General features: G+C 65.7%; 20 protein-coding genes and 2 tRNA genes. 7 read left to right on the top strand and 15 right to left on the bottom strand.

Features of this window, described 5'->3' with window-relative positions:
• Nucleotides 1-50 precede the first annotated feature (50 nt).
• The 8 genes from alr to efp form a co-directional block, all read right to left on the bottom strand.
• The gene (gene alr, locus ACO06X_RS01400) at nt 51-1,109 is read right to left on the bottom strand and encodes an alanine racemase (RefSeq protein ID WP_421838237.1); all 1,059 of its coding nucleotides are present in this window, start codon (nt 1,107-1,109) and stop codon (nt 51-53) included.
• The gene (locus tag ACO06X_RS01395) at nt 1,099-2,724 is read right to left on the bottom strand and encodes an MFS transporter (RefSeq protein WP_421838236.1); all 1,626 of its coding nucleotides are present in this window, start codon (nt 2,722-2,724) and stop codon (nt 1,099-1,101) included. The genes alr and ACO06X_RS01395 overlap by 11 nt, the downstream gene beginning before the upstream one ends.
• 197 nt (nt 2,725-2,921) lie before the next feature.
• The gene (locus tag ACO06X_RS01390; protein WP_421838235.1) at nt 2,922-3,353 is read right to left on the bottom strand and encodes an iron-sulfur cluster assembly scaffold protein; all 432 of its coding nucleotides are present in this window, start codon (nt 3,351-3,353) and stop codon (nt 2,922-2,924) included.
• Nucleotides 3,350-3,973 carry a CvpA family protein gene (locus ACO06X_RS01385; protein ID WP_421838234.1) on the bottom strand — a complete coding sequence of 208 codons (624 nt, stop codon included), beginning with the start codon at nt 3,971-3,973 and terminating at the stop codon, nt 3,350-3,352. Before ACO06X_RS01385 ends, ACO06X_RS01390 begins: the two co-directional genes overlap by 4 nt.
• Before the next feature lie 12 nt (nt 3,974-3,985).
• On the bottom strand, nt 3,986-5,353 hold the full coding sequence (gene radA, locus ACO06X_RS01380) for a DNA repair protein RadA (RefSeq protein ID WP_421838233.1): 1,368 nt from the start codon (nt 5,351-5,353) through the stop codon (nt 3,986-3,988).
• A 65-nt stretch (nt 5,354-5,418) separates the two neighbouring features.
• A tRNA-Leu gene (locus ACO06X_RS01375) sits at nt 5,419-5,502 on the bottom strand.
• A 35-nt stretch (nt 5,503-5,537) separates the two neighbouring features.
• Entirely contained in the window at nt 5,538-6,362 is an 825-nt protein-coding gene (locus ACO06X_RS01370) for an inositol monophosphatase family protein (protein WP_421838232.1), read from the bottom strand.
• Nucleotides 6,363-6,368: 6 nt separating this feature from the next.
• Nucleotides 6,369-6,932 carry an elongation factor P gene (efp, locus tag ACO06X_RS01365; RefSeq protein WP_298174793.1) on the bottom strand — a complete coding sequence of 188 codons (564 nt, stop codon included), beginning with the start codon at nt 6,930-6,932 and terminating at the stop codon, nt 6,369-6,371.
• 120 nt (nt 6,933-7,052) lie between these two features.
• On the opposite strand from efp, the gene ACO06X_RS01360 reads away from it, so the two are divergent.
• Nucleotides 7,053-7,454 carry a hypothetical protein gene (locus tag ACO06X_RS01360; RefSeq protein ID WP_421838231.1) on the top strand — a complete coding sequence of 134 codons (402 nt, stop codon included), beginning with the start codon at nt 7,053-7,055 and terminating at the stop codon, nt 7,452-7,454.
• Nucleotides 7,455-7,459: 5 nt separating this feature from the next.
• On the opposite strand, the gene thiE is transcribed toward ACO06X_RS01360, so the two are convergent.
• The 6 genes from thiE to tkt form a co-directional block, all read right to left on the bottom strand.
• A complete protein-coding gene (gene thiE, locus ACO06X_RS01355; RefSeq protein ID WP_421838230.1) occupies nt 7,460-8,089 on the bottom strand; it encodes a thiamine phosphate synthase in 630 nt (209 codons plus the stop codon).
• 47 nt (nt 8,090-8,136) lie between these two features.
• Nucleotides 8,137-9,033, bottom strand: coding sequence for a fructose bisphosphate aldolase (locus ACO06X_RS01350; protein WP_421838229.1), 897 nt, complete (start codon nt 9,031-9,033; stop codon nt 8,137-8,139).
• A gap of 103 nt (nt 9,034-9,136) precedes the next feature.
• Nucleotides 9,137-10,333: a phosphoglycerate kinase gene (locus ACO06X_RS01345; RefSeq protein ID WP_421838228.1), complete on the bottom strand. Its 1,197-nt coding sequence runs from the start codon at nt 10,331-10,333 to the stop codon at nt 9,137-9,139.
• Nucleotides 10,330-10,743, bottom strand: coding sequence for an MOSC domain-containing protein (locus ACO06X_RS01340; RefSeq protein ID WP_421838227.1), 414 nt, complete (start codon nt 10,741-10,743; stop codon nt 10,330-10,332). The genes ACO06X_RS01345 and ACO06X_RS01340 overlap by 4 nt, the downstream gene beginning before the upstream one ends.
• A gap of 58 nt (nt 10,744-10,801) precedes the next feature.
• Nucleotides 10,802-11,809: a type I glyceraldehyde-3-phosphate dehydrogenase gene (gene gap / locus ACO06X_RS01335; protein ID WP_421838226.1), complete on the bottom strand. Its 1,008-nt coding sequence runs from the start codon at nt 11,807-11,809 to the stop codon at nt 10,802-10,804.
• 127 nt (nt 11,810-11,936) lie between these two features.
• Nucleotides 11,937-13,919, bottom strand: coding sequence for a transketolase (gene tkt / locus ACO06X_RS01330; RefSeq protein ID WP_421838225.1), 1,983 nt, complete (start codon nt 13,917-13,919; stop codon nt 11,937-11,939).
• 181 nt (nt 13,920-14,100) lie between these two features.
• Between tkt and ACO06X_RS01325 the strand changes: the two genes are divergently transcribed.
• From ACO06X_RS01325 to ACO06X_RS01300, 6 genes are all read left to right on the top strand, one after another.
• Nucleotides 14,101-14,304: a hypothetical protein gene (locus tag ACO06X_RS01325; RefSeq protein ID WP_421838224.1), complete on the top strand. Its 204-nt coding sequence runs from the start codon at nt 14,101-14,103 to the stop codon at nt 14,302-14,304.
• 10 nt (nt 14,305-14,314) lie between these two features.
• Nucleotides 14,315-14,656 carry a cell division protein ZapA gene (locus tag ACO06X_RS01320; RefSeq protein WP_421838223.1) on the top strand — a complete coding sequence of 114 codons (342 nt, stop codon included), beginning with the start codon at nt 14,315-14,317 and terminating at the stop codon, nt 14,654-14,656.
• Nucleotides 14,657-14,907: 251 nt separating this feature from the next.
• Nucleotides 14,908-15,498: a 5-formyltetrahydrofolate cyclo-ligase gene (locus ACO06X_RS01315; protein ID WP_421838222.1), complete on the top strand. Its 591-nt coding sequence runs from the start codon at nt 14,908-14,910 to the stop codon at nt 15,496-15,498.
• Between the two features lie 11 nt (nt 15,499-15,509).
• Nucleotides 15,510-15,734, top strand: coding sequence for a DUF2842 domain-containing protein (locus ACO06X_RS01310; protein ID WP_421838221.1), 225 nt, complete (start codon nt 15,510-15,512; stop codon nt 15,732-15,734).
• Nucleotides 15,735-15,836: 102 nt separating this feature from the next.
• A tRNA-Asp gene (locus ACO06X_RS01305) sits at nt 15,837-15,913 on the top strand.
• 181 nt (nt 15,914-16,094) lie between these two features.
• Complete coding sequence (locus tag ACO06X_RS01300) at nt 16,095-16,583, top strand: hypothetical protein (RefSeq protein ID WP_421838220.1); 489 nt, start codon at nt 16,095-16,097, stop codon at nt 16,581-16,583.
• Here ACO06X_RS01300 and ACO06X_RS01295 read toward each other — a convergent pair.
• A complete protein-coding gene (locus tag ACO06X_RS01295) occupies nt 16,580-17,875 on the bottom strand; it encodes a dihydrolipoamide acetyltransferase family protein (RefSeq protein WP_421838219.1) in 1,296 nt (431 codons plus the stop codon). The two genes, ACO06X_RS01300 and ACO06X_RS01295, sit on opposite strands and share 4 nt — an antisense overlap.

Below are 17,875 nucleotides of genomic sequence, written 5' to 3'. Positions count from 1 at the left end.
AGCAGATGCGGTATGTGCAGCGCAATAAATCTTGGCGAGATAACGACAAATCAATCGCTGCGGGCAAATCTCCGCCCCATCAACGTCAGCAGTTCATATTGCGAAAGTCCGCTCGTCGCCGCAGCCTGCGGCAGCGCGTATTCCAGCGCCAGCCAGTCGCCTTCCCCGCAGTTTTCTGCGGTTGAGAGGTCCACGATCGTCATGTCCATCGAGACGCGCCCGAGCACCGGCAGCCGCCTGCCTTCCCAGAGCACGTACCCTTGGCCAGACCAGCACCGCAGGTAGCCATCCGCGTAACCCACAGAAATTACACCCACACGCATCGGGGCTGGTGCAACAAAGGTCGCGTTGTACCCAACCGAGTCGCCCGCTGCGAGTGTGCGCACCTGGATCACCGCTGCCTCGGGCCAGGCCACTTGCGCGATCTGCCCGGCAAAGTCGCCGCGCGGCACCCCGCCATAGAGCGCAAGGCCGGGCCGGGTAAGGTCGAAATGATAGTCACCGCCCAGCGCAATCCCGGCGCTATTGCACAAGCTGTAGCGTTCAGCCCGCACCGCACTCGTGACCTCGCGAAAACGCCCGAGTTGCGCCGCATTCTGCGCGCAATCCTCGTCCGCACTTGCCAGATGGCTCATGCAGGTGTCGATCTCCAGCGCACTCACCGCCGCATCGCCGATCTCGCCGAGCGCCAGGCCGAGCCGGTTCATGCCGGTATCGACCATCAGGTCGCACGGGCCGCCCCCTGTTGCCAGCCAGCGCCGCACCTGCGCCAGCGAATTGAGCACCGGCCTTGCACCGAGCGCCCGCGCATAGGCCGCTTCCGCGTCATTCATCGGTCCATGCAGCACCGAGATCTGCCCCGCCGGGACAAGCCGGGCGGCTGCCGCTGCTTCCTGCCAATGCGCAACAAACCAATCGCGGCAACCTGCTGCCGCCAAAACAGGCACGGCGGCCGCCACGCCCAGTCCATAGCAATCCGCCTTGATCGCCGCCCCGGCCCGGGCCGCGCCGGACATTGTATCGAGCGCCGTCCAGTTCGCCGCCAGCGCCGCATTGTCGAGCCGCAGCCGCAGCGCAGCAGGGAGCGACGGCACGTCCTCAGGCATCATCGTGGGCAAAGTCCTTCGGCGGACCGCCCTTCAGGCCCCAGATCCCGACCACGAACGCCACCAGCACCACGACCCAGGTGTACCATAGCCCAGCATAGGGATCGCCGGTCTTGGCCACGATCAGCGCCGAGATCAGCGGCAGGAACCCGCCGAGATAGCCCGTGCCGATGTGGTAGGGGATCGACATCGAGCTGTAGCGGATGCGCGCGGGGAACATCTCCGCCAGCACCGAAGCCGCCGGGCCATAGGTCGCCCCGGTCAGCGCCATCAGCACGACAAGGCCCAGCACGATGACCGCGCTGCGGCCAAAGTCCGGCTTCACCTTGGCAAAGTCATAGCCCGCTTGGCCCAGCATGGCCTGCAGCACCTTGCCGCGCGCGGCGCTCTTCTCGGCCCAGGGATAGTCTTCGAGCGCAGCGGGCTTCGCGCCGATAGTCATGGCCAGCGCGCCCGTTTCGCTCAGCGTGTAGCGCACGCCCGAGGCGGACAGGTCTGCCAGCAGCTTGCCGCAATTGGTCGCCTGCTCGGCCGCGAAGGGATTGTAGCCGCAATCGGGGCCGCTCACCGCCACCGGCTGGCGCCGCGCCATGTCGGCAAGGCCGGGATTGGCTGCCGCGCCGATCATCCAGAACACCGGAAACACCAGCGCCAGCATCGCGAGGTAACCCAGCACGATCGGCAGCTTGCGCCCCACCTTGTCCGAAATGTAGCCGAACAATACGCTGAACGGCATGCCGATCACGCAGGCTAGGCCAACGATCAGTTCGGCGGTCATATCGTCGACCCGCATCGGCCCCTTGAGGAACGACAGGCCCGTAAACATCGCGGTGTAGAAAATCACCGTCAGCCCCGCCGCCACGCCGAACAGCGCCACGAACAGGCGCTTGGCGTTGCCGGGATAGGTCATGCTCTCGATGAACGGATTGCCGGCGATCTCGCCGCTGTCCTTCATCGCCTTGAACACCGGGCTTTCCGAAAGCTTCAGCCGCATCCACAGCGAAACTGCCAGCAGCGCAAGGCTCAGCAGGAACGGCACGCGCCAGCCCCAAGCCTCCCAGATTTCCTTGCTCATCACGCCTTTGCACACCAGCACCACCGCAAGGCTGAGCACGAAGCCGCCCACCACGCTCGACTGAATGAAGCTGGTAAAGAACCCACGCCGCGCCGGGCTCGAATGCTCCGCGACATAGACCGCCGCGCCGCCATATTCGCCGCCGAGCGCCAGCCCTTGCAGAATACGAAGCAGAATGACCAGCGCCGGTGCTGCGTAGCCGATCGAGGACGCGGGCGGGATCAGCCCGACCCCCGCCGTGGCAATGCCCATCAAGGTGACGGTGACGAGGAACGTGTACTTGCGGCCCAACTTGTCGCCCAGATATCCGAACAGAACCGCGCCCAGCGGACGAAACCCGAAGCCCACCGCGAAGACGAGCCAGAACAGCAGCATTTCCAACGTGGCGTTGCCGGTGGGGAAGAAGGCCTTGGAGAGGATTGCACCCAGCGTGCCGTAGATGAAGAAGTCGTACCACTCGAACACAGTGCCGACCGACGAGGCCGCAACCACCAGGCGGATTTCCGCGGCAGTCGGTTCGGGTGCGCCATTCACCTCATGCATGCCCAAGTGTTTCCCATCCCCTTGCCGGCAACCTTGAGACCGTCCGGCACTTCACCCTGAAACGCGGGCTGTAGCGAAGCCAGGGCCGCTGGGAAAGTACACCAATACAAAGAAATCCCGCCGTTCCGTTTCGTGATTGCGAGGATCACTTCGGCGAAGCAATCCAGAACGGCAAGCGCGGGGAACGGCGACCCACCTCACTCCAGCGCCGCCAACGCCGCATCCCAGGCGAGCATGATCGCGCCGTGCCGCGCGGGATACCCCAGCGCAGGCTCGACCAAAGCGATTCCCGGCCAGTCCGGCCTATCGCCAGTCCCGGCCAGCCAATCCGCCAGCGCGCGGCGCGCCTCGGCAATCTGCTCCCGGCTGCGACCCTTTGCGGCGCTCGCAAAGGCAAAGGCCGCTGCCTGACCTATGGCACAGGCGTGCGGACGCAGACCCAGCGCGCTGATCCGCCCTTCGGCATCCACCGCCAGCCCGAGCGCCAGCGTGCTCCCGCATCGCCGCGAGCGCGCCTCGCCCCTCAGCGGCAGGCTCTCATCCCACGCGAATCCGGCGAGCGCAGTCGCCGCACCAAGGATTTCCGGCGTGTAGAGCGTGCGCGCCGGCGCCTTTCCGGGCGCGTTCATTCGCCGTTTGCCGCCTTGCTGATGCGCCGCTGCAATTCCCGCCGCGCCGCTTTCCTTGCCGCGTCCCGCGTCGCCTTCTCAAGCTCGCTGTCCTTGTCGGCTTCCGCCTTCTTCGCCGCCTCGGCGGCTTCCGTGCGGCGATCGTCGATGATCGTCATCAGTTCCTCGCTCGCGGCATTGAGGAACGGATAGGTCCGCGCGGCGGTAATCCATGTCGGCCGCCCGTCCGGACCCCACACGATGTCATAACCGAAGATGAGCAGCGAAAAGCCCAGGACCATGATCACAAAGCCCTTGATCGCCCCGAACCCGAAGCCGAGCACCCGGTCAATCGGCCCCAGCACAGAACTGCGGCTCGCGCTGCCCACCGAGGAGGCGATCATCTTCGCGGCAAAGAAGGGCACGATGGTCAGGATTGCAAAAGCGAGCACGCCCGCGCCAGTCTCGTTCTTGAGGTGCGGCGCAAGCAGGTGCGTCAACGGTTCGTGGCCATAGCGAATGGCGAAGAGCCCCACGCACCACGCGAGCAGGGACAGGACTTCCTCGACAAAGCCGCGAAAGAACCCGCCGATCGCGCAGACCGCAACGATCAGGAAAACTACATAATCGAAGCCGGTCATCGTATGCGAAATCTACGAGCCGCCCATCACGCGGTCAACCAGGTTCGGCAGAAGTGTTATCGGGGCATAGGCGATCCCCGGCACCTTCTCCTGCGTGCCCGCCGGACCATGCGCCTTGTCGAACCCCAGCTTCGCTGCCTCGCGCAGCCGGATCGAGGAATGCGCCACTGGCCGCACTTCGCCGGCGAGCGAAATCTCCCCGAACCACGCCGACGCACCGGAAAGTGGCCTGTCCGAAAGCGCCGAAATCAGCGCCGCCGCCACTGCCAGATCCGCCGCCGGATCGGTCAGCCGGTATCCTCCAGCCACGTTGAGGTAGACTTCCGCGCTCGAGAAATTAAGCCCGCAGCGCGCCTCCAGCACCGCCAACAGCATCGCAAGCCGGCCACTGTCCCAGCCCACAACCGCACGGCGCGGGGTTGCGCCGCTTTGCAGCCGCACCGTCAGCGCCTGAATCTCGACCAACACGGGCCGAGTCCCTTCCAGCGCCGGAAACACGGCGCTCCCCGGCACCGGGCTCTCCCGCCCCGAAAGGAACAGCAGCGACGGGTTGCCCACTTCCTCGAGCCCCGCCCCCTGCATCGCGAACACACCGATCTCGTCCACCGCGCCGAAGCGATTCTTGAGCGCGCGCAGGATGCGGTATTGGTGGCTGCGTTCGCCCTCGAAGCTCATCACCACGTCGACCATGTGCTCCAGCACGCGCGGCCCCGCGATCGTGCCGTCCTTGGTCACATGCCCCACCAGCACCAGCGCTGCCCCGCTCGCCTTGGCATAGCGGATCAGTTCGAACGCGCAGCCGCGCACCTGGCTCACCGTCCCCGGCGCGCCTTCGATCTGGTCGGAATACATCGTCTGGATCGAATCGATCACCACCAGCGCGGGCGGATCCATCGAGTTCAGCGTGGTGAGGATATCGCGCACCGAAGTCGCCGCCGCGAGCCGGATTGGCGCGCCGCCAAGGCCCAGTCGGTCAGCCCGCAGCCGCACCTGATCGGCCGCTTCCTCGCCGCTGATATAAACCGCATCGCCGCCTGCCGCCGCGACCCGCGCCGCCGCCTGCAGCAGCAGTGTCGATTTGCCGATCCCCGGATCGCCGCCCATCAGGATCGCGGAGCCCGGTACAAGGCCCCCGCCCAGCGCCCGATCGAACTCGGCCAGCCCCGTCTTGCGCCGCTCTGGCAGCTTCACCGGCTGATCTAGCGCCACGAATGCGACCGGCCGTCCGCCGCTCGACAAATCATGCTTGGACGAAAACACCGTCTCCGGCGCATCTTCCTGCAAGGTGCTCCATTCCCCGCAATCGGGGCACTGCCCCTGCCAGCGGGGCGAAACCCCGCCGCAAGCCTGGCAGACATATCGGCGTTTGGGCTTGGCCATGGCAAAGGCCTAATGCGAACATAGCGAGAACGCAAGTCCTGCCTTGCTCTCAGTTCACTCGAAAATGGTGCCCCTGGCCAGACTCGAACTGGCACATCTCTCGATAACCGATTTTGAGTCGGTCGCGTCTACCATTCCACCACAGGGGCACTTCGCGGGGGTTTAACCGCCCCCGCCTGGGGCATCAAGCCGTCTTGATCGCCCCCACCACCAGCTTGTGCAGCTTCGAATGCAACGCATCGTTGCCGGCCAGCACGGTCTCGTCGCAAATCGGCTGCGAACGCCCGCGGTAGTCCGAAACGAACCCGCCCGCCTCGCGCACCAGCAGGCAGCCCGCCGCCGTGTCCCACGGCTGCAGCGAACTCTCCCAGAACCCGTCGAACCGGCCCGCAGCGACCCACGCAAGGTCAAGCGCTGCCGAACCATGGCGCCGGATTCCCGCCACGCGCGGCCCCAGCTCGTGATAGATTCGCGTCCACTCGCCCATATCGCCGCGCCCGGCGAACGGAATGCCGGTCGCGATCAGGGCTTCGTCAAGATAGCGCCGCGCCGAAACGCGCAGGCGGCGGTCTTGCAGCCATGCACCGCGGGCTTTCTCGGCCCAGAAACTCTCGTCGGTGATCGGCTGATAGACGATCCCCGCGGTCACTTCGCCCCAGCCCTTGCCATCCAGCGTCGGCTCCTGCACCGCGATCGAGATCGCGAAGTGCGGAATGCCGTGGAGGAAGTTGCTGGTGCCGTCGAGCGGATCGATGATGAAGCGCGGCTTGCCCGGCTCCCCCTCGATCGTGCCGCCTTCCTCGAGCACGAAGCCCCAACCGGGCCGCGCCGCGCGCAGCTCGTCCCACAGCGTGCGCTCGGCGGCCTGATCGGCCTTCGAAACGAAGTCCGCCGGCCCCTTGCGGCTCACCTGGAGATGCTCGACCTCGCCGAAATCACGGCGCAGCCGCTGGCCAGCCTTGCGGGCCGCCTTCTCCATCACCCGCATCAGGCCGGAAATTGCTGACATGATCGCTCAGCCCACCTTGCTGACGTACGAACGCTCGTAGACGTCGACGACAATGCGCGTCCCGCTCGCAATATGCGGCGGCACCATCACGCGCACGCCGTTGTCGAGGATCGCGGGCTTGAAGCTGGACGAAGCGGTCTGCCCCTTCACCACGGCGTCGGCTTCGACGATGGTCGCCTCGACCTGCTCGGGCAGCTGCACCGAAATCGGGCGCTCTTCCCACATTTCGAGGAGAACGGTCATGCCGTCCTGGAGGAACGCAACAGCTTCGCCGAGAAGGTCGGCCGGCAGCGTGATCTGGTCGTAGGTTTCCACGTCCATAAAGATCAGGTCGTCGCCTTCCTTGTAGAGGAACTGGAAGTCCTTCGTATCAAGGCGCACGCGCTCGACCGTGTCGGCGCTGCGGAAGCGGACGTTGGTCTTGCGGCCATCGATCAGGTTCTTCATCTCGACCTGCATGAACGCGCCGCCCTTGCCGGGCTGGGTATGCTGGGTCTTGGCAACTTTCCAGATGCCCTTTTCGTATTCCAGGATATTGCCCGGACGGATGTCCACGCCGCTGATCTTCATGATGGAAAGAGCCCCAGTGAATGGAGGAATTGGGATGCACGCCAGAAGGGTGCGGGAGCGCGGCCCTTAGCGCCAAGCGGCGATTGCTTCAAGCCGCCGTCGCATGCTAGCCCCGCAAGCATGATCCGCGTCGCCACAATTGCTGTTCTTTCCGCTTTGGGCCTCCTCGCCGCCGCGCCAGCGAGGGCCGCGCCAGGCGGCACGATGTTGACAGTAGCGCTAGGCCGCTGGACCTGCGAGCTGCCGGGGGACGCCACGACGCCGCCCCTCCCGCAGCCGGAAAACAACTTCAGCATCGTGCCCGATTCCAGCTACGTGGTCGGCGGGGTGCGCGGCACTTACCTGCTGCTCGGCACCAAGTTCACGATGACATCTGGCCCATTCGCGGGTCGCCGGTTCGACAAGGTCGGCCTTTCGCTCCTCAAGCTTGGCCCCGATGGCAAGCGCGAGGGGCTGCGCTGCGTCCGCGCCGGTGCGGTGCGCGATGAATACAGCGCGGGCGAAGGCGCGCCGACGGAGTAGACCTTTCAGCCCGCCGCCTTCGCGATCGCTTCGTTCAAGGCGCGCACGCCCATAGCCTCGTCCCCGCCCCAAACGGCATGGCTCACCGCAAGGAAGTCCGCGCCCGCCGCAACCAGCGGCCCGCAATTGGCTGCCGTGATCCCGCCGATCGCCACGCAGGGCAGCTCGAACAGCCGAGACCACCATTGCAGCAAGTCGGGCTCGGCCACGTGCTTGGTGTCTTTGGTCGCGCTCGGGAAAAACGCCCCGAAGGCGACATAGTCCGCCCCCGCCTCGCCTGCTTCCATCGCCAGGTGCCGGCTCGCATGGCAGGTCACGCCAATCTGCGCCGCCTTGCCAAGCCGCGCGCGCGCGTCCGCCACGCTGCCGTCATCCTGCCCGAGATGGACGCCATCCGCGCCGAGCCGCTTCGCAAAGCTGATCGAGTCGTTGACGATAAACGCCACCTCGCAGTCGGCACAAATGCGCTGCAACGGCTCCGCCAACCGCGCCGCATCATGCTCGGCCACGTCCTTCACGCGAAACTGGAACGCCGCGACCGGCCCCGCATCGAGTGCACGGGCAAGCCGGTCCGGAAACGTGCCGCCCACATCGAGCGGCGAGATCAGGTATAGTTGGCAGGCAGGATCAGACATTGCCTGCTCCTAGCGGCCCACACGCATCAGAGCAAACCGCCGCTCGCTCAGGCAGTCTTCAAAGTCGATCCGCGATGAATCTCGTCGATCGCCGCGCCGAGCGAGGCATCGAACTCGGCGTCGCTCATCTGCGCGCGCAGGTCTTCCAGCAGCGCACGGCTGAAGCTGGCAATGATGCCATTGTTCTTGGCGAGCTCGACGCAGGCTTCCGGCCGCTTGAAGCCGCCCGACAGCGCAACGACACGCAGCACGCGCGGATGAGCCACCAGCGGATCGAACGTGCCCGGCACCACCGGCAGCGAGAGCTTGAGCATCACTTCCTCGCCCTCGGCCAGGCCGTCAAGCGCCGTCAGCGTCTCTTCAAGGAGGATCGTGTCGCACTCGGCGCGCGTCTCGCTCTTGATGTTCACTTCGGGTTCGATGATCGGCATCATGCCGTGGCTGAGCACCTGCCGGCCAATCTCGAACTGCTGCGCGACCACGGCGGCGATGCCTTCGCGGTTTGCCGAATTGATCACCGAGCGTTCTTTGGTGCCGAACACGCCAAGCGCCTTCGAACGCTCCAGCAGGGCGTCCAGTGTCGGCATCGGCTTCATCAGTTGCACGCCGTTGGCCTCGTCTTCGAGACCCTTGTCGATCTTGATGAACGGCACCACGCCCTTGGCGATCAGCGCCTCGGGAACCGGCGTCCCGTCAACGTCGCCGTCCATCGTGCGTTCGAACAGGATCGCGCCGATCACCTTCTCGCCCGTGAACGCGGCAGACCGGATGATCCGCGCGCGCATTGCGTGGATCAGGCCGAACATTTCCTCATCCGTGTTCCACGCACCGGCTTCGATGCCGTAGCCCGCCAGCGCCTTGGGCGTGGACCCGCCGCTCTGGTCCAATGCCGCGATAAAGCCCTGTCCCGCAGCGATCTTGGACTTCATATCGGCAAAGTTCATGGTGTGCCCCTCTGGTGCGCGCATTCGTATGCGCGGCCCATAATGCGGTTTCTGCCGCACTGCAATATCGCAGCGCGGCACCATTGCGTTTTATTCGGTTGGGTTACGCTTCGAGCGCTGCCACGCCCGGCAGCACGCGGCCTTCCATCCATTCCAGGAAGGCGCCGCCCGCGGTCGAAACGTAGGTAAAGTCGCCCGCCACCCCGGCATGGCTCAGCGCCGCTACGGTATCGCCGCCGCCTGCCACCGAAACGAGCGAGCCCTCGCGGGTCAGCGCTGCCGCCGTGCGCGCGAGCGCAACGGTCGCGGTGTCGAAAGGCGGCGTCTCGAACGCGCCGAGCGGCCCGTTCCACACCAGCGTTTTGCAAACTTTGAGCACGTCGGCCAGCGCCTCGGTCGCTGCCGGGCCAACATCGAGGATCATCTCGTCCGCCGCCACTTCGTGCACATTGCAGGTGCGCAAGCTCGGCGGATTGGCCGCGAATTCCTCCGAGACCACCACGTCATACGGCAGATGCACCGTGCAGCCCGAAGCATCCGCCGCATCAAGGATCGCCTCGGCCGTAGCGGCCAGATCGTGCTCGCACAGCGACTTGCCCACATCGACTCCGCGCGCGGCGAGGAACGTGTTGGCCATGCCGCCGCCGATGATCAGATGATCGACCTTGCCGACCAGATGCTTCAGCACATCGAGCTTGGAGGAAACCTTGGCCCCGCCGACCACGGCTGCCACCGGATGCTCGGGATGATCCAGCGCCTTGCCCAGCGCCTCAAGCTCCGCCTGCATCGAACGGCCCGCATAGGCCGGCAGCACATGCGCCAGACCCTCGGTCGTCGCATGCGCGCGGTGCGCGGCGGAAAAGGCGTCGTTCACATAGATGTCGGCGTGCTCGGCAATCGCTTTGACGAGTTCTGGATCGTTCTTTTCCTCGCCCTTCCAGAACCGCGTGTTCTCAAGGCAGGCGATCCCGCCTTCGGGAAGGATACCGACGACCTGCTGCACCACCGGCCCGGCAATCTCCGAAACGAACATCACCTCGCGGCCAAGGACTTGCTCCACCGCACCGATCACCATGCTCAGCGACTGGGTCGAGACGCGCTCGCCCTTGGGCCGCCCGAAGTGCGCCAGCAGCAGCACCTTGGCGCCCTTGTCGGCGAGTTCGAGGATCGTCGGCTTGGCCGCCTGCACGCGGGTGTCATCGGTTACCGCGCCGTCCTGCATGGGGAGGTTGAGGTCGACGCGCACCAGCACGACCTTGCCGCGCACATCACCGATATCGTCCAGCGTCTTGAAGCTCATTGCTCGATCCTCACTTCATCGCCCAAGGCAATTTCGCCTTCGCTGATCACCCGTCCGCAAATCCCGCCGCGCCAGTCCGGCGTGAGTGCCGCGCGCAAGCCTTCGCGCAGTGCGTCCATGCGGCTGCATGGATCACATTCGCAGCGCACCTCGATGCGCAGGCCCTTGCCGATCGCGATAATCTTGCCCGCCTCGCGCGGCAGGCGCACGCCCGAAACAAGCAAATTAGCCCGGCGATCAGACCAGACGAGGCCATCCGCCCCGCCCAGGTCCTGTATCGCCGCAGCCCAGCTTTCGGCCTCGATCACGGTGATCTGCCGGTTGCCCTTCTTGCCTTCCGGCACCGGCCCCCGGCAATCGCCCTCGAGCCCCCTGTCCGGGGTCACGCGGGCGCGTTCGAGGGTTTCCATCGGCCCGCGGGACACCTTGTGCCGGGCAATCCCGTCAAGCCGTCCCGCGGTCATGGTCTTAGAGCAGCCCGCCCATCACGCCGGCCGTATCGACCATGCGGTTCGAGAAGCCCCACTCGTTGTCGTACCACGAAAGCACGCGCACCAGCTTGCCGTCGATCACCGACGTTTCGAGGCTGTCGATGGTCGAGCTGTGCGAATCGTGGTTGTAGTCGATCGAAACCAGCGGCTCGGCGCTGAAGCCCAGCACGCCCTTGAGCGCGCCTTCCGATGCCGCCTTGAGCAGCGCGTTGACTTCTTCCTTGGTCGTGTCGCGCGCCGGCTGGAACGTCAGGTCCACCACCGAGACGTTCGGCGTCGGCACGCGGATCGCCGAACCGTCGAGCTTGCCCTTCAGTTCGGGCAGCACTTCACCCACCGCGCGGGCGGCGCCCGTCGTGGTCGGGATCATGCTCATCGCGGCAGCGCGGGCGCGGCGCGGATCGTCGTGGATCTGGTCGAGGATCTTCTGGTCGTTGGTATAGGCGTGGACCGTGGTCATCAGCCCGCGCACGATGCCGATGCTGTCGTTAAGCACCTTGGCGAACGGCGCGAGGCAGTTGGTGGTGCACGAAGCGTTCGAGACGATGGTGTGCTCGGCGGTCAGCTTGTCGTGGTTCACGCCGTAGACGACGGTGAGATCGACATTCTTGCCCGGCGCCGAGATCAGCACCTTCTTCGCGCCGGCTGCGATATGCTTTTCGCACGAAGCGCGGTCGGTGAAGAAGCCGGTGCATTCCAGCACGATGTCGATGCCCTGCGCGCCGTGCGGCAGGTTGGCGGGATCACGCTCGGCGGTCACGGCAATGCGCTTGCCGTTGATGACGAGGTCGTTGCCGTCCACCTCGACCGTGCCCGAAAACGCGCCATGCACGCTGTCACGCTTGAACAGCAGGGCGTTGGCCTTGGCGCTGGCGAGATCATTGATCGAAACCAGCTCCAGCCCGCAGTCCGGACGTTCGAGGATGGCGCGCGCCACATTGCGCCCGATGCGCCCGAAACCGTTGATCGCAACCTTCGTCGCCATTGAACTAACTCCTTTTCAAAAACCCGTTCACACCTTCGTCATTGTAGGGAGCGAAGTGACGAAACAATCCGGAGCCTTCGAATGAATAGCTCTGCATAGCCTCACTTCGCCTGCAATGACGAAGAAACTAGGACAGCCGCGCCTTGATGCGCGGCACGATCTTCTCGGGCACAAGGCCGAAGTGGTCATAGAGCACCGGCGCGGGGGCCGATGCGCCAAAGCTGTCGATGCCGATGGTGAGGCCATCGCCGACATACTTCTGCCAGCCCAGCGTCACACCGGCCTCGATCGAGACCTTGAGCACGTCCGCCGGGAGCACATCGGCGCGGTAGGCCGCGTCCTGCTCGTCGAACAGTTCCCAGCACGGGAACGAAACGACATCCGCGCCCACGCCCTCGGCTTCGAGCGTCTTGGCCACGTCCATGGCAATCGCCACTTCCGAACCTGTCGCCAGCAGCACGACCTTGCGCGGCGCCGTTGCGCCCACGAGGCGGTAGGCACCCTTCGCACTCTTCATCTCGGCATCGAAGCGCACCGGCGGCAGGTTCTGCCGGGTCAGCGCCAGCACGGTCGGGCGGTGCGCGTTCGCCAGCGCAAGGCTCCAGGCCTCTGCCGTCTCGATCGCATCCGCCGGGCGGAACACGAGGAGATTGGGGATCATGCGCAGCGACATGACATGCTCGATCGGCTGGTGCGTCGGTCCATCTTCGCCAAGGCCGATGGAGTCATGCGTGAACACATAGACTGCCCGCACATGCTGCAGCGCCGACATGCGCACTGCATTGCGGCAGTAATCGGAGAACACGAGGAACGTGCCGCCATAGGGGATCACGCCCCCGTGCAGCGCCATGCCGTTCATCGCGGCAGCCATGCCGAACTCGCGGATGCCATAATAGACATAGCGCCCGCCATAGCTGTCCTTGGTCAGCGGACCCGTCGACTTGGTCTTGGTATTGTTCGAACCCGTCAGGTCCGCCGAACCGCCGACCATTTCGGGAATCACCGCAGTCATCGCCTCCAGCGCCATTTCGCTCGATTTGCGCGTCGCGACGGTCGGCGGAGTGGCGATCAGGCTCTGGATATAAGCGTCCTTCGCACCCAGGTCCGCCGGCAACTCGCCCGCCATGCGCCGAGCCAGTTCAGCACCCTGCGGATGGGCGGCAGCACGCGCCTCCCACTCGGCGCGCACGGCGGCGCCCTTCGAACCAGCAGCGCGCCAGTTGGCCAGAATGTCCGCCGGTATCTCGAACGGAGCTGCCGTCCAGTCCAGATACTCGCGCGCGGCTTCGATCTCGGACTTCCCCAGCGGCGAACCGTGTACATTGTGCCCACCCTGCTTGTTGGGCGCGCCCTTGCCGATCACCGTGCGGCAGGAAACCAGCGACGGACGCGGATCGGCGGCGGCTTCGGCCAGCGCGCGGGCGATATCGGCAAAGTCATGCCCGTCACAGCTGGCGGTGTGCCAACCGCTCGCGGCATAGCGCGCCAGAATGTCCTCGGTCGTCGAAAGCGATGTGTCGCCGTCGATGGTGATCTTGTTATCGTCCCACAGCACGTTGAGGTGGCCGAGGCCGAGCGTGCCCGCAAGGCCGACCGCCTCGTGGTTCACGCCTTCCATCAGGCAGCCGTCGCCCGCGATCACCCAGGTCTTGTGGTCGACCAGTTCACTGCCGAATGCTGCGTTGAGGTGCCGCTCGGCAATCGCCATGCCCACCGCCATCGCCAGGCCCTGCCCCAGCGGACCGGTGGTGCACTCCACCCCTTCGAGCATGTCGTTCTCGGGATGCCCGGCGCAAGGGCTGCCCAGCTGACGGAAATTGCGGATGTCGTCGATCGTCGGCGCGGCATAGCCCGTCAGGTGCAGCAACGCGTAGATCAGCATTGAGCCGTGCCCGGCCGAAAGCACGAAGCGGTCTCGGTCAGTCCACTTGGGGGCGGCGGGATCGTACTTGAGGAATTCGGTAAACAGCACGGTCGCCACATCGGCCATGCCCATCGGCATGCCGGGGTGCCCCGAATTGGCGGCCTCGACCGCATCCATCGCCAGCGCGCGGATGGCATTCGCCATCGGCGCCAGTACGGCCTGATCCCGTTCCCCAGCCAACGTCATCGTCTGTCCTTGCCTTCGATTCTGCGGCACGGGCCGCTCACGCGCGCGGCCGATTCGGCAGCGGGCTCTCTTTGGGAGCGGCACTGTGTAGCGTCAAGGCTGGGGCCGTAGCGTCAAGGTTGGGGAAAGGCGGGCAGTTCCCGGCTTGCGGGCCTAGGCAATTGTGCTAGCGAAGCAGGCCATGACGACCGAGGCGCAGGATTCCCCGCTCGATGCGGCGCTGGACAGGATCGAGCAGGCGATTGCCCGGCTCGAGGCTGCCGTTGCCGCAACCCCCGCCCCTGCCGAAGTGGCCGAGCTGCGCAGCCGCCACCGCAAGCTCAAGGAACGGGTGAGCCAGGAAATCCAGCAGCTGGACCTCCTGCTGGCCAATCTCCCGCAATGACCTCTATCTCATGACCAACGTCACCCTCACGATCGGCGGCCGCCCCTACACCGTCTCCGCGCCGGATGGCGAGGAACCGCATATCGAGATGCTCGGCCGCATGGTGGCCGAGCGTGTCACGAACAGCGGCGGCGGCGCCGGGCAGAGCGAGACGCGCATGCTGCTCTTCGCCGCGCTCATGCTGGCGGACGAACTGCACGAACTGCACCGCCAGATGCCGCCCCCGCAAGAAGCAACGCAGGCAAGCGCGCCAGAGGCGGCATCGCCCTCTGCCGAAGTCCTTGCACGGATCGAAACGCTCGCCGCGCGCGTCGAGAAACTCGCAGCCCATCTGGAAGAAGCTGAAGGTTGAGAGCGGCACTTGAGAAAGTGCTGCACATTCCCTAGATAGGGATCGACGGGTACTGCCCGGCACGTGCCACATGAAATCCCTGAGGCTATAAGCAAAATCCTTGGGGGCTGTCCCTGCTCGGGCCCTGGCCCTGGTATATGGTCCCCACCTGACGTGAACGCGTCAGAGGATTCTCCTGGAAACGACCCATGGTGGTCCCGTCACCCCGGCACGGTGCCCTTCCGCCAAGGCCAGAGACTGTAGAGATTGCCTTGAACTCTTCCGATATCGCCAGCGCCAAGGCTGCCCTGCGCAATGCGCTGCGCGCCGCCCGACGCGACCACGTGGCCGCGCTCGAACCGCGCATCAAGGCGCTGCTGTTCATGCGACCGCCCGCAGCGCTTGTCCGTCTGATACCCGCCGGCGCCACGATCGGCCTCTATCATGCGATCGGCGATGAAGCGCCAACCCTCGCCTATGCCCGGCATTTCCACGATGCGGGGCACAAGCTTGCCATGCCCTTCTTCGCCCGCCGCGGCGCGCCAATGGAATTCCGCCACTGGGCCTCGCCCTATCACGACGAACTTCTGGAGCCCGATCCCTACGGCGCCCAGCAGCCGCGTGCCGATGCCGAGCCGCTGGCGCCCGATGTCCTGTTCGTCCCCCTCATCGGCTTTACCGCCGCCGGCCTTCGGCTCGGGCAAGGCGGCGGCTACTATGATCGCTGGCTTGAACAGTACCCCGATGCGCCCGCCATCGGCATGGCGTGGGACAGCCAGCTTGCCGAAAACCTGCCAATAGAGGCGCATGACAGGCCGCTCTCCGCGGTGGTAACGCCCACTCGGCTATACGGCCCCTTCTGAACGGACGCACGATGAACGAACCCGAAAGCTACAAGCCCACCTGGCGCAAGCCCTTCGGCATCCTCGCGCTGGTTCTGGGCCTGTTCGGCTATGCGCTGATCGTGGCGGGCCTTGCTGGCCCCATCGGCAAGATGCCGGTGCTCGTGCAGACGCTGGTCTACGTGATTCTCGGAACCGTGTGGCTCCTGCCCCTTCGCCGCTTCCTGATCTGGATGGAAACCGGCCGCTGGTGCTGATTTAAAACGATTTTTCCCTTACGCAAAAATAGCCGCATTTTTGCCGAACTAGGGCGTTGACAGCCAGAGACTCCTCCCATAAATGCGGCGCTCCCAAGGCGAGCGGGTGTAGCTCAGTTGGTTAGAGTATCGGCCTGTCACGCCGAGGGTCGCGGGTTCAAGTCCCGTCACTCGCGCCATTGGGAAAACGAAAAAGGCACCTCCGGGTGCCTTTTTCTTTGCCCGCAGCACTCGGCCGCTTGTGCCCTCTTGACTGAGCAGCGTGCTAAGCCCGCAGACCCGCATTAACCAAACTTTATCGGCCCTCGTGCCAACCATGGCCCCAGCGGCGCAGGGAGCGCCCAAGGGGCAGATCAGGAAATGTACAAGGCGGTCCTTCCGGCGATGCTGGTCGCAGGCGCGACAAGCGCGGCGCTCATGCCGGCCGCAGCCCATGCCGCTGCCCAGCCTTCTGGCGGCGTGCAGTTTGCCAGCGATGTCTTCGTCGAGCGCTTCCAGCCTGCCCCCGGCGGCCGCACCGCGCGCATTCTCGAACGCGCCGATCAGCTCCGTCCCGGCGACCGCGTGATCTTCGTGGTCAACTGGTCCGGGCGCAAGGATGGCGGCTTTACCGTCACCAACCCATTGCCACGGACAATCGCCTTTGCAGGTGCCACGGAAGAGACTCAGGAAGTCTCAGTCGATGGTGGCCGCACCTGGGGCGCACTCGAGGCCCTCAGCGTCCGGGGCAGCGACGGCCGCAGCCGCCCCGCCCATCCCGAAGACGTTACCCACTTGCGCTGGCGCATCCCGGGTCCGCAGGCCCTCGCCGGCAATGGCCAGATGACCTGGCGCGGCGTCGTGCGCTAATCCGCCAGCAGCAGCACCGGCGTCTCGATCAGCCGCTTGAGCGCCTGCACAAAGCTCGCCGCATCCCAGCCATCCACGACGCGGTGATCGCAGCTGATCGAAATGTTCATCAGCTTGCGCTTCGCCACCCGCTCGCCGCCCATCCCGTCGGGCACGAACATCGGCCGCTCGACAATCCGGTTGGGGCCGATGATCGCCACTTCCGGCCGGTTGATCACCGGCGTCGTCGCCACCCCGCCCAGCGCGCCAAGTGAGGTCACGGTGATTGTCGAGCCCGAAAGCTCGGCCGACGTCGCCGTTCCGCTGCGCGCCGCCTCCGCCAGACGACCGATCTCGTTCGCCAGCTGCCACAGGTTGCGATCCTGCGCGTCGCGAATCACCGGCACCATGAGGCCGCCCGGCGTCTGCGTCGCCATACCGAGATGCACCGCGCCGTGCCGCGTCACCACGCCCGCCTCATCATCATAGCGCGCGTTGAGCATCGGGAAGTCCGGCAGCGTCTTGCAGATCGCGGTAATCAGCAGCGGCAGCATGGTGAGCTTGGGCTTGACTGCATTTGGGCCGCCCCGCCCCTCATTGAGCTGCGCACGCATTTCCTCCAGCGCGGTAACGTCGCATTCCTCGACATAGGTGAAGTGCGGGATCGCGCGCTTGGAGGCCGCCATATTCTCGGCAATACGCCGGCGCAGTCCGATGACCTTTACGGTCTCATCCGCCCGCTTCGCTCCCGCCGCCCGGAACCCGCCGCCCGCATTGTAGGCAAGGAACTGGTCGAGATCCGCATGCCGCACGCGCCCCTCTTCCGAAGGCCGCACCTCGCCCAGATCGATCCCCAGCCCCTCGGCCCGCGCCCGCACTGCCGGACTCGCCAGCACCTTGGACGCGTGCACGACCCGCGCAGCGACTGGCTCCGGCTCAGCCGGTGGCACCTCGGCAGCGGGCGCTACCACCGGCGCAGCCGCGACCGGCTCCACAACCACAACCTCGGCTCGCTCAGAGCTTGTCGAAGGACCATTCCCAACCTCAGCGGCAGGCTCGGCAGCCTCATCCCCCTCGGTCTCGATCACCACCAGCGGCGAGCCGATCGCGATCACGTCGCCGACATCCCCGGCAATCGAGATGATCCGCCCGCTCACCGGGCTCTCCATCTCGACCGTCGCCTTGTCGGTCATGAGGTCCGCAACGCGCCCGTCCTCGGCCACCATATCGCCCACGGCGACATGCCAGGCGACAATCTCGGCCTCGGCAATACCCTCGCCGATATCGGGCAGGCGGAACGTGAAAGTACCCAT

It is taken from the genome of Novosphingobium sp. (assembly GCF_965229225.1).
Classification (GTDB): Bacteria; Pseudomonadota; Alphaproteobacteria; order Sphingomonadales; family Sphingomonadaceae; genus Novosphingobium.
The sequence above is the reverse complement of the archived record's forward strand: the minus strand, read 5'-3'. Positions and strand labels throughout refer to the sequence as shown.